This is a genomic window from Cryptosporangium arvum DSM 44712 (assembly GCF_000585375.1).
In the GTDB taxonomy this organism is placed as follows: Bacteria; Actinomycetota; Actinomycetes; order Mycobacteriales; family Cryptosporangiaceae; genus Cryptosporangium; species Cryptosporangium arvum.
The window spans coordinates 913,048-925,507 of sequence record NZ_KK073874.1; the positions used below are offsets into that span (position 1 = coordinate 913,048).

Below are 12,460 nucleotides of genomic sequence, written 5' to 3' on the forward strand. Positions count from 1 at the left end.
TGTCACCGGTGTCAGAACCGGGTGCCGACTGGGTAACATGCCGGTCCGGAGGTGACGCCTTGGCCACCATGCGGCAGGTCGCGGAGCGCGCGGGGGTGAGCGCGAAAACGGTTTCGCGGGTGGTCAACAACGACAGATACGTCTCCGAGGACGTCCGGCGGCGGGTCGAGCAGGCGATCGAGGACCTGCGGTACACCCCGAACCTGCTGGCGCGCACGTTCCGCTTCGGGCGCGACCCGGCGATCGGCGTCGCCGTGCCCGACATCTCCGACCCGTTCTTCGCCGCGGTCACCCACACCGTCGAGCAGGTCGCGCGCGGCCGGGGCGTCGCGACGTTCGTCACCAGCCTCGGCACCGACGGCTCGCTGGAGCGCGCCGCGGTGGAGGCACTGCTCGGCCGCCAGATCGCCGGGCTCATCTCGACGCCGGTGAGCGCCGACCAGTCCTATCTGGAGCCCTGGAAGAGCAGGACGTCGCTGGTCTTCATCGACCGGCCGCCCCGCAAGCTGACCGCCGACACCGTGGTGGAGGACGACGTCGGCGGCGCGCGGACGGCCACCGCGCACCTGATCGGGCACGGCCACCGCCGGATCGCCTACATCGGCGACGAAGTGCAGATCGCGACGACCCGTCGCCGCCTCGAGGGGTACCGGGCCGCACTGGCCGACGCCGGTCTGGACACCGACGAATCGCTCATCCGGTTCGCCGGTGCGGGCGGGAACGCGGCCGGTGACGAGGCCGCCGGGCTGCTCGACGCCGACGACCCGCCGACCGCGATCTTCTCGTCGAACCCGAATTGCTCCATCGCGATCGTGCCCGCGCTGCAACGGCTCGACCGCACCGACGTCGCGCTGGTCAGCTTCGGCGACTTCCCGCTGGCGAGTTCGCTGCGCCCGGCGCTGACCGTCGTCGACCAGGATCCCGAGGCGCTCGGGCGGTTCGCGGCCACCCGGCTCTTCGACCGCATCGATCAGCCCGACCGCCGGTTGCGGCGGCTCACGGTACTCCCGGTGCGTCTCGTGGAACGAGAATCCTGCGGGAACACCTGAACTTCTGACCGGCCTCCCGCGTGCCTTCTCTACAGACGGCACAGGAGGCCAACATGACCGCCACGCTGAACAATCAGTACGTGCCGGCGCACGGGGTCAGGGCGCCGGCCGGTCGGGCCCCGGCCGTGCGGGTCGGCCCGATCCCGGTCCTGGTGGGTATCGGCGTCGGTGCCGTCGGCGCGCTGTGGCTGTGGTGGACGAACACCACCACGATCTCCGGGCTGGGTGACTGGCTCACGAACGCGGGCCGTATCACCGGCCTGCTCGCCGGCTACGGCGCGATCATCCTGCTCGGGCTGATGGCCCGGGTGCCGGCGCTGGAGCGCGGCATCGGCACCGACCGCCTGACCCGGTGGCACGCGATGGGCGGGCGCTACACGGTCAGCATGCTCGTCGCCCACGGTCTCCTGATCACCTGGGGCTACGCGGTGACGGCCCGCACCTCGGTGGTCGGCCAGGGCCTGTCGCTGATCAAGGACTACCCCGACGTCCTCTACGCGACGATCGGCGCGGTGATGTTCGTCGTCATCGGTGCGCTCTCGGCCCGGGCCGCCCGCAAGCGGATGAGCTACGAGGCCTGGCACCTGATCCACCTCGGCACCTACCTGGCGATCGCGCTGTCGTTCCTGCACCAGTTCTCCACCGGCGCCGACTTCGCCGGCAACAAGCCCGCCCAGTACGCCTGGTCGGCGCTGTACGGCGTGGTCAGCCTGCTGCTGCTCTGGTACCGGGTGCTGACGCCGCTCCGCTCGGCGATGCGTCACCGGCTGCGGGTCGAGGGCGTCCGGATGGAAGGCCCCGACGTCGTCTCGGTGTACCTGAGCGGCCGGTACCTCGACGAACTCAAGGCCGAGCCCGGGCAGTTCTTCCGGTGGCGGTTCCTCACCCCGTCGAGCTGGTGGGCGTCGAACCCGTACTCGCTGTCGGCGCCGGTCTCCGGCGGACGGCTGCGGATCACGGTCAAGGAGGCCGGCAACCACAGCGCGTCGCTCGCGCAGCTCCAGCCGGGCACGAAGGTGATGGCCAGCGGCCCCTACGGCGCGTTCACCGGTGGTGTGCGGCGGCGCCGGAAGGTGCTGATGATCGGCGCGGGCGTCGGCATCACGCCGCTGCGTGCGCTGCTGGAGACGCTGCCCGGCCGGCCCGGCGACATCACGCTGATCTACCGGGCCCGGCACATGTCCGACCTGGTGCTGCGGGCCGAGATCGAGGAGATCGCGTTCGACCGCGGCGCCCGCGTGCACTACCTGGTCGGCACCCGCGAGCAGCTCGGCGGCGATCCGCTCTCGGCCGAGCAGCTGGAGTACCTGGTGCCGAATCTGCGCCACCACGACGTCTACCTCTGCGGGCCGGAGTCGCTGACCGCCGCGACCCGTGAGTCGCTGCGCGACGCCGGTGTCGCGCGCCGGCGCATCCACCACGAGTCGTTCGAGTTCTAGGAGCTTGTTCCGTGCGTAAGTTTCTGTACGCCCTCCTCGGAACCGTGGCCGGTCTGGGCGGCCTGATCGGCCTCAAGGCGAACCTGGCGCCGGCCGAGACGCCGGCGCAGGCCGCCGAGCAGCCGCCCGCGGCGGAGGTCGAGCAGCCCGCCGCCGACGCCGGGGCACCGGCGGGCGAGGCGAAGACCGCCACCGGCAACAAGGCGACGAACCAGTACGAGTCGTTCCAGGTCAAGGTCACGGTCTCGGGGCAGCGGATCACCAAGGTCGAGATCGCCGGGCTCACCACCAAGGACGCCCGGTCCAAGCAGGTCACCGGGGACGCCTTGCCGAAACTGCAGAAGGCGACGCTCGAAGCGCAGGGCGCCGACGTCGACACGGTCACCGGCGCGACCTACACGACGAAGAGCTACAAGGAGTCCCTGCAGAGCGCACTCGACCAGGCGGGGCTGTGAGCCTGACCGCGACGGCGTACGCGAGCCCGTCGCTCACCGCCGCGCTGCGGGCCACGCCGGTCCGGCGGGTCGAGGAGTGCATGGGAACGGTCTTCTCGCTCGACGCCCGAGGTGTCGGGGTCGACCCGGACGCGGTGGACGCGGCGATCCGCTGGCTGCACTGGGTGGACCGCACGTTCTCGACCTACCAGCCGGACAGCGTCGTCTCCCGGTTGAGCCGCGGGGAGCTGACCGTCGACGAGTGCCCGGCTGAGGTGCGCGAGGTGCTCGGGTTGGTGCGGGTGGCGTCGATCGCCAGCGACGGGTACTTCAGCGAGGCGCCGCACGGGTTCCTCGACCCGACCGGCATCGTCAAGGGCTGGGCGGTGGAGCGGGCCAGCGACATGCTCGTCGCCGCCGGCTCCACCAGCCACGTCGTCAACGGCGGGGGTGACGTCCAGCTGGTCGGCGAGGCCGGCGCCGGGCGCCCCTGGCGGGTGGGGGTGGCCCACCCGCTGCGCCCGCGCCGGCTGGTCGCGGTGGTGAGCGCGAGCGACGTCGCGGTGGCCACGTCCGGCACCGCCGAGCGGGGTCGGCACATCGTCGATCCGCACCGCGGTGCCCCCGCCGACGAGCTGGCCTCCTTCACCGTCGTCGGACCGCGGCTGGCCTGGGTGGACGCCTGCGCCACGGCCGCGTTCGCGATGGGCCCCGAGCGCGGGCTGGCCTGGATCGAGGGCCTGCCCGGGCTGGAGGCGCTGGCCGTCCTGCCGAACGGCCGTACCCGTCACACCACCGGTTTCACCGCCTGGGGCGCCCTGACGGACTGAGCCGACTTGCCGAACGCGACCATCAGCACGACGTAGACGATCGTGTGCAGGCCGAGCAGGGTGCCGACGTTCGCGGCACCGTCGGCGGCTCCCGCGGACGGGATCAGCGAGAAGCCGTAGACGAGCGTGGCCACGGTGGCCCAGATCGCGTAGGCGTGGCGGGTGAACCGCTCCAGGACCGCCAGCAGCGCCCAGCCGGCCAGCCCGGCGACGACGCTCGTGGCCAGCACGGCCCCGGCTCCGACGGTCCGGCCGTCGGCCACCGGGTGCCCCCCGGTTCCCGCCCAGAGCACCAGGGCACACACCGCGGCGGCTCCGACCGCGGCACCGCGCTGGATGGTCTTCTTCGACATTTCTGCCTCCTACCGGCTCGGACGATGCCACGAGCCTGGGGTTCGACCCCGCTCCACCGCTTCGTCACAAAGGCGAGAGCGGTTGCGACAAAGGTCGGTATCGGCCGCGAGGAGCCGGACCTAGCCTGACGACATGACGACCACCGAGTGCGCCGATCCCCGCTCCCCGTGGGGCCGCGGACACAGCCCCGGCCTCCGCGTCGAGCTCCCGATCGCGGTGGGGCTGACCGTGATCATCGGTGCGACGCTCCTCGGCCTCCCGGAGGCCGCGCACCGGCTGCTCGTGCTCGACCTCGTCGTCGCCGCGGTCAGCGTCGCGATGGTGCCGGTCATGCTCCGCTGGCCGGTGCCGGCGGCGATCGCCCTGGCCGTGCTGACGCTCGTCTCCCCGGCCGCGACGCCGAGCGCGTCGGCCGCGTCGATGCTCGTCGCCCAGTCGCGGCCGTTCCGGTTGGCCGCCCTGGTCGGGGTCGGCAGCGTCGCCGCTCAGGCCGTGCAGGCCGCGTGGCGTCCGACCGCGAGCCTGGGCTACGGCTGGTGGCTGGTGCTGATCACGGTCGCGTGGGCCGCGTTGATCGGCTGGGGAACCGTCATGCGGGTCCGGCGTGAGCTGCTGATCTCCCTCCAGGAGCGGGCCCGCCGGGCCGAGGCCGACCGGGACCGGCGGGTCGCCGAGGCCCGGCTGGCCGAGCGCACCCGCATCGCCCGCGAGATGCACGACGTGCTGGCGCACCGGCTGACGCTGCTGGCGACCTACGCGGGCGCGCTGGAGTACCGGCCGGATTCGGCGCCGGAGAAGCTCTCGGCCGCGGCCGGGGTGATCCGCTCCGGTGTCCGCGAGGCCCTGGAGGAGCTGCGCGGGGTGATCACGGTGCTGCGTGAGGACGAATCGGACGACGAGCTCCGTCCGCAGCCGAGCCTGGCCGACCTCGACCGGCTGGTCGGCGAGTCCCGGGACGCCGGGACGACGGTGGCGTTCGAGAACGACCTGGCCGAGGTCGACGCCGACGTGCCGGCCGCGACCGGGCGCACCGTCTACCGGATCGTCCAGGAAGGACTGACGAACGCCCGCAAACACGCCCCCGGTGCGCCGGTGACGATCGTGCTGACCGGCGCTCCCGGTGACGGCCTGCGGATCGAGCTGCGCAACCCGGTGCCGGTGGCGACGACTGCGGAGCCGCTGCCCGGCGCCGGCCTGGGGCTGCTCGGCCTGACCGAGCGGGTCCAGCTGGCCCGGGGCGAGCTGGACCACGGGATCGGTCCGGACGGCGAGTTCCACCTGCGGGTGCGGATACCCTGGCCCGCGTGACGCCTCCGGTGCGGGTCCTCATCGTCGACGACGACGCGATGGTGCGGGCCGGGCTGACGATGATGCTCGACGGCGCCGGGCGTGAACCCACGATCGCGGTGGTGGGAGCGGTCGCCGACGGGGTGGACGTGCCGCAGGCGGTGAGCGCGCACGCGCCCGACGTGGTGCTGATGGACATCCGGATGCCGAAGCTCGACGGGGTCACCGCCACCCGGCGGCTGCGCCGTCGCCCCGAGCCGCCGGAGGTGATCGTGCTGACGACGTTCGACACCGACGAGCACGTGCTGCAGGCGCTGCGTGCCGGGGCCAGCGGGTTCCTGCTCAAGGACACACCGCCCGACCAGCTCGTGGACGCGGTGCTCCGGGTCGCGTCCGGTGACCCCATCCTGTCGCCGCAGGTCACGCGGCGGCTCATCGACCGGGTCGCGGTCGAGGCCGGTGCGTTCGAGCGGGCCCGCGCCGCGCTGGACGCGCTGAGCCCACGTGAGCGCGACATCGTGCAGGCGGTGGCCTCGGGCCGGACGAACGCCCAGATCGCCGCCGAGCTCTTCGTCAGCGTGGCCACGGTGAAGTCGCACCTCACCCGCGTGCTCGTGAAGCTCGAACTCGACAACCGCACCCAGGTGGCCCTACTGGCCCACGACGCCGGCTGGGCCTGACGCCGCGCGCGCGTAGCGCTCACCGGTGGCCCGGAGCGCATCGATGAACTCCGGCGGACCGACGACCTCGAAGTCGGCGCCGAGCCAGCCGAGCGAGGCCACCGGCCACTCCAGGTAGTCGCTCCGGATCACGACCCGGCAGCTCCCGGCATCCACCACCGACACGTCGGCCTCGCGGCCGAACGCGCTGCGGATCGCCGCCTCGGGCGCGTGCACGAGCACCTCGATCGTGTAGCGGTGCGGACGCTCGGCCTGGCGCTGCCGCACGAACGCGGCGGCGTCCTCGGCGGGGAGTTCGCGCTGGCGGAACCGGGCGCCGGTGGGCTGCGGCGAGCTCAGCCGGTCGACGCGGAACGTCCGCCAGTCGCCGCGTTCGACGTCCCAGGCGACCAGGTACCAGCGCCGCCCCATCGAGACCAGCCGATGCGGCTCCACCAGCCGGGACGTCCGCTCGGCGCCCCGGGCGGTGTAGGAGAAGCGCAGGCGCTCGTCGTCCCGGCACGCGCTCGCGATCACGGCCAGCGCACCGGCGTCGACCGTGGGCCCGCCGGAAAAGACGCCGGGGACGGTGTACGCACGCAGCGCCTCGACCCGGCGGCGCAGCCGCGGCGGCATCACCTGGATCACCTTGGTCAGCGCGCGCACCGAGGTCTCCTCGATGCCCTCGACCGCGCCGCCGGCCGCGGTACGCAGCCCGACCGCGATCGCCACCGCCTCCTCGTCGTCGAGCAGCAGCGGCGGCATCGCGGTGCCGGAGCGCAGCTGGTATCCCCCCGCGACCCCGCGCGACGCGTCGACCGGATAGCCGAGCTCACGCAGCCGATCGACGTCCCGGCGCAGCGTGCGCTCGCTGACGCCGAGTCGATCGGCCAGATCGCCGCCGGGCCAGTACCGGTGGGTCTGCAGCAGGGAGAGCAACCGCAGCGTCCGCTCGCTCGTGTTCGCCATGGCTCCAGGATGGTCGACATTGCGGTCAGGAAGTGGCCGGAATGACTTCTACCGTTGGTCTCATGATCAAGACCTCCCAACTGACCAGGCACTTCACCGTGAAGAAGAAGACGGTCGAAGCAGTGAGCGGCTTGGATCTCGAAGTGCGGCCGGGTGAGCTCGTCGCGTTCCTCGGTCCCAACGGCGCCGGCAAATCCACGACGCTCCGGATGCTGACGACGCTCCTCACGCCGACGTCCGGCACCGCGGAGGTGGCCGGGTTCGACGTCGGCCGGAACCCGCGCGAGGTGCGCGAGCGGATCGGTTACATCGGCCAGGGCAACGGGGCCGGCCACAGCCAGCGCGGCCGGGACGAGCTGATCAGCCAGGGCCGTGCCTACGGCCTCGACCGGGCAGCGGCGCGCCGCCGGGCCGACGAGCTGGTCGAGTCGCTCGGCCTCGCCCCGGTCGCCGACCGGATCGTGTCCTCGCTCTCCGGGGGTCAGCGCCGCCGGCTGGACATCGCGATGGGGCTGATCCACACGCCGCCGCTGCTCTTCCTCGACGAGCCGTCCACCGGTCTGGATCCGCAGAACCGGGTCAACCTGCAGGAACACATCCAGCGGTTGCACGACGAACACGGCACGACGATGGTGCTGACCACCCACTACCTGGACGAGGCCGACCAGCTGGCCGAGCGGATCGTGGTGATCGACCACGGGAAGCTGATCGCCGACGACAGCCCGGCCCGGTTGAAGTCCGAGCACGTCGGCGACCGGATCGTGCTCACGTTCTCGTCCGCCGCCGACGCCACCCGGGCGGCGAACCGCGCGCTGGTCCTCGACGGACGGATCGACGTCGCGGGCCCGACGGTCACGATCGCGGTGCCCGAGGGCACCCAGCTCGTTCCGAAGCTGCTGCGCAGCCTGGAGGAGGCCGGGATCGCGGTGGCCGCGGTCGAGGTCACCCGCCCGACGCTCGACGACGTCTTCCTCGTACTGACCGGCCGGAGCCTCCGGGAAGGGGCAGCAGCATGACCACGCTCGTTCGGGACACCACCGTCGTTTTCAGCCGCGAGCTGCGGCCGGTGCTACGGAGCCCGTTCTCGCTGATCTTCACGATGGTGCAGCCGGTGTTCTTCCTGGCGCTGTTCGCGCCGCTGCTGCCCGACGACGTGTCCCCGGGATCCGGGAGCTCGCTGCAGTGGTTCGTGCCCGGCATCGTGGTGATGTCGTGCCTGTTCGGGACGTCGGTCACCGGCTCGAACCTGCAGCTGGAGATGCAGACCGGCTCGCACGAGCGGATGCTGGTCTCGCCGCTGAGCCGGCCCGCGCTGCTGATCGGGCGGGCGCTCAAGGAGATCGTCCCGATGCTCGCGCAGACCGTCGTGCTGATCCTGGCCACGATCCCGTTCGGCTTCCGGCTGCACCCGGTGGGTGTGCTCGTCGGCCTGGTGATCCTGTCGGTGTTCTGCGTCGGTCTCGGGGCGCTGTCGTACGCGCTGGCGCTGGCCAGCGAGGGCCAGGAGTGGATCTTCTGGACCGTGCAGCAGACCCTGCTCTTCCCGCTGCTGCTGATCGCCGGGATCCTGCTCCCGCTCGACGACGGCCCGGGCTGGCTCAAGGCGCTGTCCCACGTCAACCCGCTCACCTACCTGGTCGACGCCGAGCGGGTCCTGTTCGACGGCGAGGTGTTGTCGACCACCGTCGGCGCCGGGCTGCTGGCCGCCGTGCTGGTGGGGGTCGGCGGACTCTGGGTGGGTATCCGCGCCATGCGACGGGGCGCCGCCTGACCGCTGGGACCGGCGGCGGGCACCCGCCCGCCGCCTCGGCCTCGGCCCTCTTCCCGGGTGGGTCAGTACGTGAGGACGACTTCCTCGTCGCCGGTGCGGATCAGGTCGAGGATCGCGTCGGCCACCCGCTCCGGCGACTGCGGCGGCGGCATACCCGGCCGGTCGCTGAGCGAACCCGCGCGCAGCACGTCGTGGAACTCGGTCGCGGTGATCAACGGGTAGACGGTCGAGACCACGATGCCGTCGGCCGCGAGTTCCTTCCGCGCCACCGCCGAGAGCATGTTGAGCGCCGACTTGGTCGCCGCGTACGCGCCCAGGCCGGGCAGCACCAGGCGGGACGTCCCCGAGCTGACGTTCACGATCGCGCCACCGCCCTGCCTGCGCATCGTCGGGATCACCGCCTGCATCGCGATCAGCGGCGCCACGACGTTCAGCTCCAGCACGGCCCGGAAGTCGTCCGCGTCGACCTGCTCGAGCGGCACGTGCAGGCCCTGGCCGGCGTTGTTGACGAGCACGTCGACGCGGCCGTACGCGTCGAGCGCCACCTGGACCGCGGTCGGGATCTGCCCCGAATCGGTGAGATCGGTGGGGATGGCGATCGCGTCCGGCAGTTCGTCGGCGAGCGCGTCGATCCGGTCACCGCGGCGCGCGGCCAGCACCAGCCGGGCGTCCAGCTTCGCGGCGAGCCGGGCGGTCGCCGCTCCGATCCCCGCCGACGCCCCGGTGACGAGTACGACCTTCCCCGCGATGTCCATGCCTCCACGCTAGCCAACCTGAGGGTTCACGAGGCACTCTGTGATCCGTGGCCGTCGACCCCCGTCTGCGTGAGCTCGCGCTGCTGCGCCGTGTCCGCGACCGGATCGACCGGGAGTACGCCGAACCGCTCGACGTCGAGGCGCTGGCCCGGGGCGTCCACCTCTCGGCCGGTCACCTGAGCCGGGCCTTCCGGGCCGCGTACGGCGAATCGCCCTACAGCTACCTGATGACGCGGCGCATCGAGCGGGCGATGTCGCTGCTGCAACGCGGCGACATGTCGGTCACCGAGGTCTGTTTCGCGGTCGGCTGTTCCTCCCTGGGCACGTTCAGCACCCGGTTCTCGGAGCTCGTGGGCATGTCCCCGTCCGCGTACCGTCGCCAGAAGGGTGCGCACGCCGAGGGCGTTCCGCGCTGCGTCGCCAAACAGGTCGTCCGACCGGTCAGGAATCGAGAAGCTTCCCCGGGCTGACCTCACTTACCGTCATCGGCATGAACATCACGATCGCGAACACGTTCCTGCCGGCCGACAACCCCGAGAAGTCGCTCGAGTTCTACCGGGACGCCCTCGGGTTCGAGGTTCGGCTCGACGTCGGCTACGGCGACATGCGCTGGATCACGGTCGGCCCGCCCAACCAGCCGCAGACGTCGATAGTGCTGCACCCGCCGGCCGCCGACCCCGGCATCACCGACGACGAGCGCCGCACGATCGCCGAGCTCATGGCCAAGGGAAGCTACGCGAGCATCGTGCTCTCCAGCGACGACCTCGCCGCCACGTTCGACCAGGTGGTCAAGAGCGGCGCCGAGGTCATCCAGGAGCCGATGGACCAGCCGTACGGGGTCCGCGACTGCGCGTTCCGCGACCCGGCGGGCAACATGGTGCGGATCAACCAGCAGGCCTAGGGCCACCGGCACTTCGGGAAGCCGGGGTCCGGCAGCATCTCCCCGTCCGCGTCGTAGGCACGCAGCGTCCTTCGTGATCCGGCCGCCGGACAGCGCGAGCCCGTCGGAGGGGGTGCCGAGCAGGTTGAGGAGCTTCGCGCTCTTGGCCAGGTCCTGCTGCTCCGGGGGGCCGCCGAGCCCGTAGGAGGCGAGGCAGCCCGGGACGATCGACTCCCGCTCCCCGGTCGGCCGCTCCACCGACCGGGTGGGGACGGGCGACGGGGACGCCGACGTCGCCGGCGCGACCCGCTCCTCGTCACCACCACGGAGCGCGCCCACGGCCACCGCCGCGGCGGCGGGCGCGAGCCACCGCCTCCGGGGCGCACCCCGGGCGGTGGTGACCTCGGCGATCAAGGCCTCGTCCCGCCGGCGCCACGCGGTCAGGAACGTCACCGAGACCGCGTCCTCGGCGACGCTCCACGAGCCGGTGAGCCGGAAGCAGTGGTTGTACACCGCGCGCTAACGCTGTTGCATCAGATTTTCCGGCTGCCGACGGTGCTTCACCGCGTACATCGCCGCATCGGCGGCGCGGAGCAAGGTTTCCGGATCCTCCGCGCTGCCGACCGTCACCCCGATGCTCGCCCCGATGCCCAACCGGAGCTCGCCGATCCCGATCGGCTCGGACAGCACCCGCTCGATCCGGGCGACCAGCTGGGCCGCCGATTCGCGCGTAGCCCCGGGCATCAGCACCGCGAACTCGTCGCCGCCGAGCCGCGCGGCGGTGTCGGTCGGGCGCACGCAGCGGCGGATCCGCTCGGCCACGGCGATCAGCACCGCGTCGCCGACGTGGTGGCCGTAGCGGTCGTTGATCGGCTTGAAGCCGTCGAGGTCGATCGCGAGGAGCGCGACCGCGTCCTCGCCGAGGTCGGCCGTCGCGTCCAGGCGCTCGGTGAACAGCCGCCGGTTCGCCAGTTGCGTGAGCACGTCGTGGTCGGCCTGGTGGCGCAGCTGGAGGTTCGCGTGGTCCAGCTGCCCGATCAGCCGTGAGTTCTCCCCGAACGACAACAGCTGGCGGACGACGACCAGGCCGGTGACCAGGCACATCGCGACGAGCATGCCCCAGCAGCGCAGCGTCAGCTCGTCGTCGATCACGAACGCGCCGAACAGCAGCAACTGCACCCCGCCGACGACCCCGTACGGGAGCACGCTGTAGGGGCGGCGCCGGGTCCGCAGGCGGAAGTGCTCGGGATCCACCCGGAACCGGAGCAGCTCGAGCCGAGGTCCGGCGGCGATCAGCGCTGTGGGGAGCAACTGGACGGCGAGCGCGACACCGGGATCGAGCGGCCCGGCGTAGATCGGGAGCACCACGATCTGTCCGACCAGCACGATCGCCGACGCGATCATCGTCGCCGCGGCCGGCAATGCGACCGGGCTGTGGCCGCTCAGCACCAGCTTCACCGCGAAGAACCCGACCGCGAGAACGCCGACACCGATCACCAGACCGCCGATGACGCCGCCGCCGGTCGTGTTCGCGGCCCGCGGGTCAGCGAGCAGGAACCAGACCATCGCCCCGACCCCGGCCAGCACGATCGAGGCGTCCAGCAGGAACCGCTGCCGAGCCGCCCCGGAGCCGATCAGCATCGGATAGCCGATCAACGCGGCGAAGATCGCGGTCTGTCCGATCGCCAGGCAGGCCAGCTGTACCGGTCCGGACTCGGTCGTCTCCAGCCCGACCACGCCCTCGGCCGTGCGCAGGACGTCCGCGGTCACGAACACGCCACCGGCGAACGTCAGCAGCCGCCAGAACCGGTACGCCCGCCGATCGTCGCGTGCGTTGCGCGTCACGGCCAGCGCGCTCAGGAAGAACATCAGATCACCGGGGGCCTGGACGGCCCAGAACAGCGTGGTGCGGTGAGGTTCGGGCGTGTTGCCGAAGATCAGCCAGGAGGAGGCCAGCAGGAGTCCACCCACCAGGGCGAGCAGCCCACGATCCGTGCACGCCGCCCTGAAGAATGCAGAACGCTGCACGCCGC

The 12,460-nt window shown here is 72.2% G+C and carries 15 protein-coding genes; 11 read left to right on the top strand and 4 right to left on the bottom strand.

Features of this window, described 5'->3' with window-relative positions:
* Positions 1–68: 68 nt before the first annotated feature.
* The 4 genes from CRYAR_RS04160 (at position 69) to CRYAR_RS04175 (ending at position 3,752) form a co-directional block, all read left to right on the top strand.
* Positions 69–1,049, top strand: a complete 981-nt coding sequence (locus tag CRYAR_RS04160) for a LacI family DNA-binding transcriptional regulator (RefSeq protein WP_245620665.1) — start codon at positions 69–71, stop codon at positions 1,047–1,049.
* A 53-nt stretch (positions 1,050–1,102) separates the two neighbouring features.
* Complete coding sequence (locus CRYAR_RS04165) at positions 1,103–2,488, top strand: ferredoxin reductase family protein (protein WP_035848589.1); 1,386 nt, start codon at positions 1,103–1,105, stop codon at positions 2,486–2,488.
* An 11-nt stretch (positions 2,489–2,499) separates the two neighbouring features.
* The gene (locus CRYAR_RS04170; protein ID WP_035848590.1) at positions 2,500–2,943 is read left to right on the top strand and encodes an FMN-binding protein; all 444 of its coding nucleotides are present in this window, start codon (positions 2,500–2,502) and stop codon (positions 2,941–2,943) included.
* 80 nt (positions 2,944–3,023) lie between these two features.
* Entirely contained in the window at positions 3,024–3,752 is a 729-nt protein-coding gene (locus tag CRYAR_RS04175; RefSeq protein ID WP_035860521.1) for an FAD:protein FMN transferase, read from the top strand.
* Here the strand turns inward: CRYAR_RS04175 and CRYAR_RS42650 are convergent.
* The gene (locus CRYAR_RS42650; protein ID WP_051569717.1) at positions 3,710–4,105 is read right to left on the bottom strand and encodes a DUF6069 family protein; all 396 of its coding nucleotides are present in this window, start codon (positions 4,103–4,105) and stop codon (positions 3,710–3,712) included. The genes CRYAR_RS04175 and CRYAR_RS42650 overlap by 43 nt on opposite strands.
* A gap of 133 nt (positions 4,106–4,238) precedes the next feature.
* On the opposite strand from CRYAR_RS42650, the gene CRYAR_RS04185 reads away from it, so the two are divergent.
* Together CRYAR_RS04185 and CRYAR_RS04190 are read left to right on the top strand one after the other, a co-directional pair.
* A complete protein-coding gene (locus CRYAR_RS04185; RefSeq protein ID WP_084700047.1) occupies positions 4,239–5,414 on the top strand; it encodes a sensor histidine kinase in 1,176 nt (391 codons plus the stop codon).
* Positions 5,402–6,073 carry a response regulator gene (locus CRYAR_RS04190; RefSeq protein ID WP_035848591.1) on the top strand — a complete coding sequence of 224 codons (672 nt, stop codon included), beginning with the start codon at positions 5,402–5,404 and terminating at the stop codon, positions 6,071–6,073. The genes CRYAR_RS04185 and CRYAR_RS04190 overlap by 13 nt, the downstream gene beginning before the upstream one ends.
* On the opposite strand, the gene CRYAR_RS04195 is transcribed toward CRYAR_RS04190, so the two are convergent.
* The gene (locus CRYAR_RS04195) at positions 6,044–7,021 is read right to left on the bottom strand and encodes a helix-turn-helix transcriptional regulator (protein ID WP_035848592.1); all 978 of its coding nucleotides are present in this window, start codon (positions 7,019–7,021) and stop codon (positions 6,044–6,046) included. The two genes, CRYAR_RS04190 and CRYAR_RS04195, sit on opposite strands and share 30 nt — an antisense overlap.
* A 62-nt stretch (positions 7,022–7,083) precedes the next feature.
* Between CRYAR_RS04195 and CRYAR_RS04200 the strand changes: the two genes are divergently transcribed.
* Both CRYAR_RS04200 and CRYAR_RS04205 read left to right on the top strand, forming a co-directional pair.
* Positions 7,084–8,037, top strand: coding sequence for an ATP-binding cassette domain-containing protein (locus CRYAR_RS04200; RefSeq protein ID WP_035848594.1), 954 nt, complete (start codon positions 7,084–7,086; stop codon positions 8,035–8,037).
* A complete protein-coding gene (locus CRYAR_RS04205; RefSeq protein WP_035848595.1) occupies positions 8,034–8,792 on the top strand; it encodes an ABC transporter permease in 759 nt (252 codons plus the stop codon). The genes CRYAR_RS04200 and CRYAR_RS04205 overlap by 4 nt, the downstream gene beginning before the upstream one ends.
* Positions 8,793–8,854: 62 nt before the next feature.
* Here CRYAR_RS04205 and CRYAR_RS04210 read toward each other — a convergent pair whose 3' ends face one another.
* The gene (locus tag CRYAR_RS04210) at positions 8,855–9,547 is read right to left on the bottom strand and encodes an SDR family NAD(P)-dependent oxidoreductase (RefSeq protein WP_035848596.1); all 693 of its coding nucleotides are present in this window, start codon (positions 9,545–9,547) and stop codon (positions 8,855–8,857) included.
* Between the two features lie 47 nt (positions 9,548–9,594).
* Between CRYAR_RS04210 and CRYAR_RS04215 the strand changes: the two genes are divergently transcribed.
* The 3 genes from CRYAR_RS04215 to CRYAR_RS51205 all read left to right on the top strand — a co-directional run bounded on the left by CRYAR_RS04215 (position 9,595) and on the right by CRYAR_RS51205 (position 10,950).
* Positions 9,595–10,017 (top strand): helix-turn-helix transcriptional regulator, encoded by a 423-nt coding sequence (locus tag CRYAR_RS04215; RefSeq protein ID WP_035848597.1) that lies wholly within the window; start codon positions 9,595–9,597, stop codon positions 10,015–10,017.
* Between the two features lie 20 nt (positions 10,018–10,037).
* Complete coding sequence (locus CRYAR_RS04220; protein WP_035848599.1) at positions 10,038–10,448, top strand: VOC family protein; 411 nt, start codon at positions 10,038–10,040, stop codon at positions 10,446–10,448.
* A 244-nt stretch (positions 10,449–10,692) separates the two neighbouring features.
* On the top strand, positions 10,693–10,950 hold the full coding sequence (locus CRYAR_RS51205) for a hypothetical protein (protein ID WP_035848600.1): 258 nt from the start codon (positions 10,693–10,695) through the stop codon (positions 10,948–10,950).
* Here the strand turns inward: CRYAR_RS51205 and CRYAR_RS50090 are convergent.
* On the bottom strand, positions 10,947–12,455 hold the full coding sequence (locus CRYAR_RS50090; protein WP_157017337.1) for a GGDEF domain-containing protein: 1,509 nt from the start codon (positions 12,453–12,455) through the stop codon (positions 10,947–10,949). The two genes, CRYAR_RS51205 and CRYAR_RS50090, sit on opposite strands and share 4 nt — an antisense overlap.
* Positions 12,456–12,460: the final 5 nt, after the last annotated feature.

Coding starts and splice junctions, on each gene's coding strand:
- CRYAR_RS04175 (WP_035860521.1), top strand. CDS start 3,024: ATGGGAACGGTCTTCTCGCTCGACGCCCGAGGTGTCGGGGTCGACCCG.
- CRYAR_RS04200 (WP_035848594.1), top strand. CDS start 7,084: ATGATCAAGACCTCCCAACTGACCAGGCACTTCACCGTGAAGAAGAAG.
- CRYAR_RS42650 (WP_051569717.1), bottom strand. CDS start 4,105: ATGTCGAAGAAGACCATCCAGCGCGGTGCCGCGGTCGGAGCCGCCGCG.
- CRYAR_RS04165 (WP_035848589.1), top strand. CDS start 1,103: ATGACCGCCACGCTGAACAATCAGTACGTGCCGGCGCACGGGGTCAGG.
- CRYAR_RS04160 (WP_245620665.1), top strand. CDS start 69: ATGCGGCAGGTCGCGGAGCGCGCGGGGGTGAGCGCGAAAACGGTTTCG.
- CRYAR_RS04210 (WP_035848596.1), bottom strand. CDS start 9,547: ATGGACATCGCGGGGAAGGTCGTACTCGTCACCGGGGCGTCGGCGGGG.
- CRYAR_RS04195 (WP_035848592.1), bottom strand. CDS start 7,021: ATGGCGAACACGAGCGAGCGGACGCTGCGGTTGCTCTCCCTGCTGCAG.
- CRYAR_RS04220 (WP_035848599.1), top strand. CDS start 10,038: ATGAACATCACGATCGCGAACACGTTCCTGCCGGCCGACAACCCCGAG.
- CRYAR_RS04185 (WP_084700047.1), top strand. CDS start 4,239: ATGACGACCACCGAGTGCGCCGATCCCCGCTCCCCGTGGGGCCGCGGA.
- CRYAR_RS04205 (WP_035848595.1), top strand. CDS start 8,034: ATGACCACGCTCGTTCGGGACACCACCGTCGTTTTCAGCCGCGAGCTG.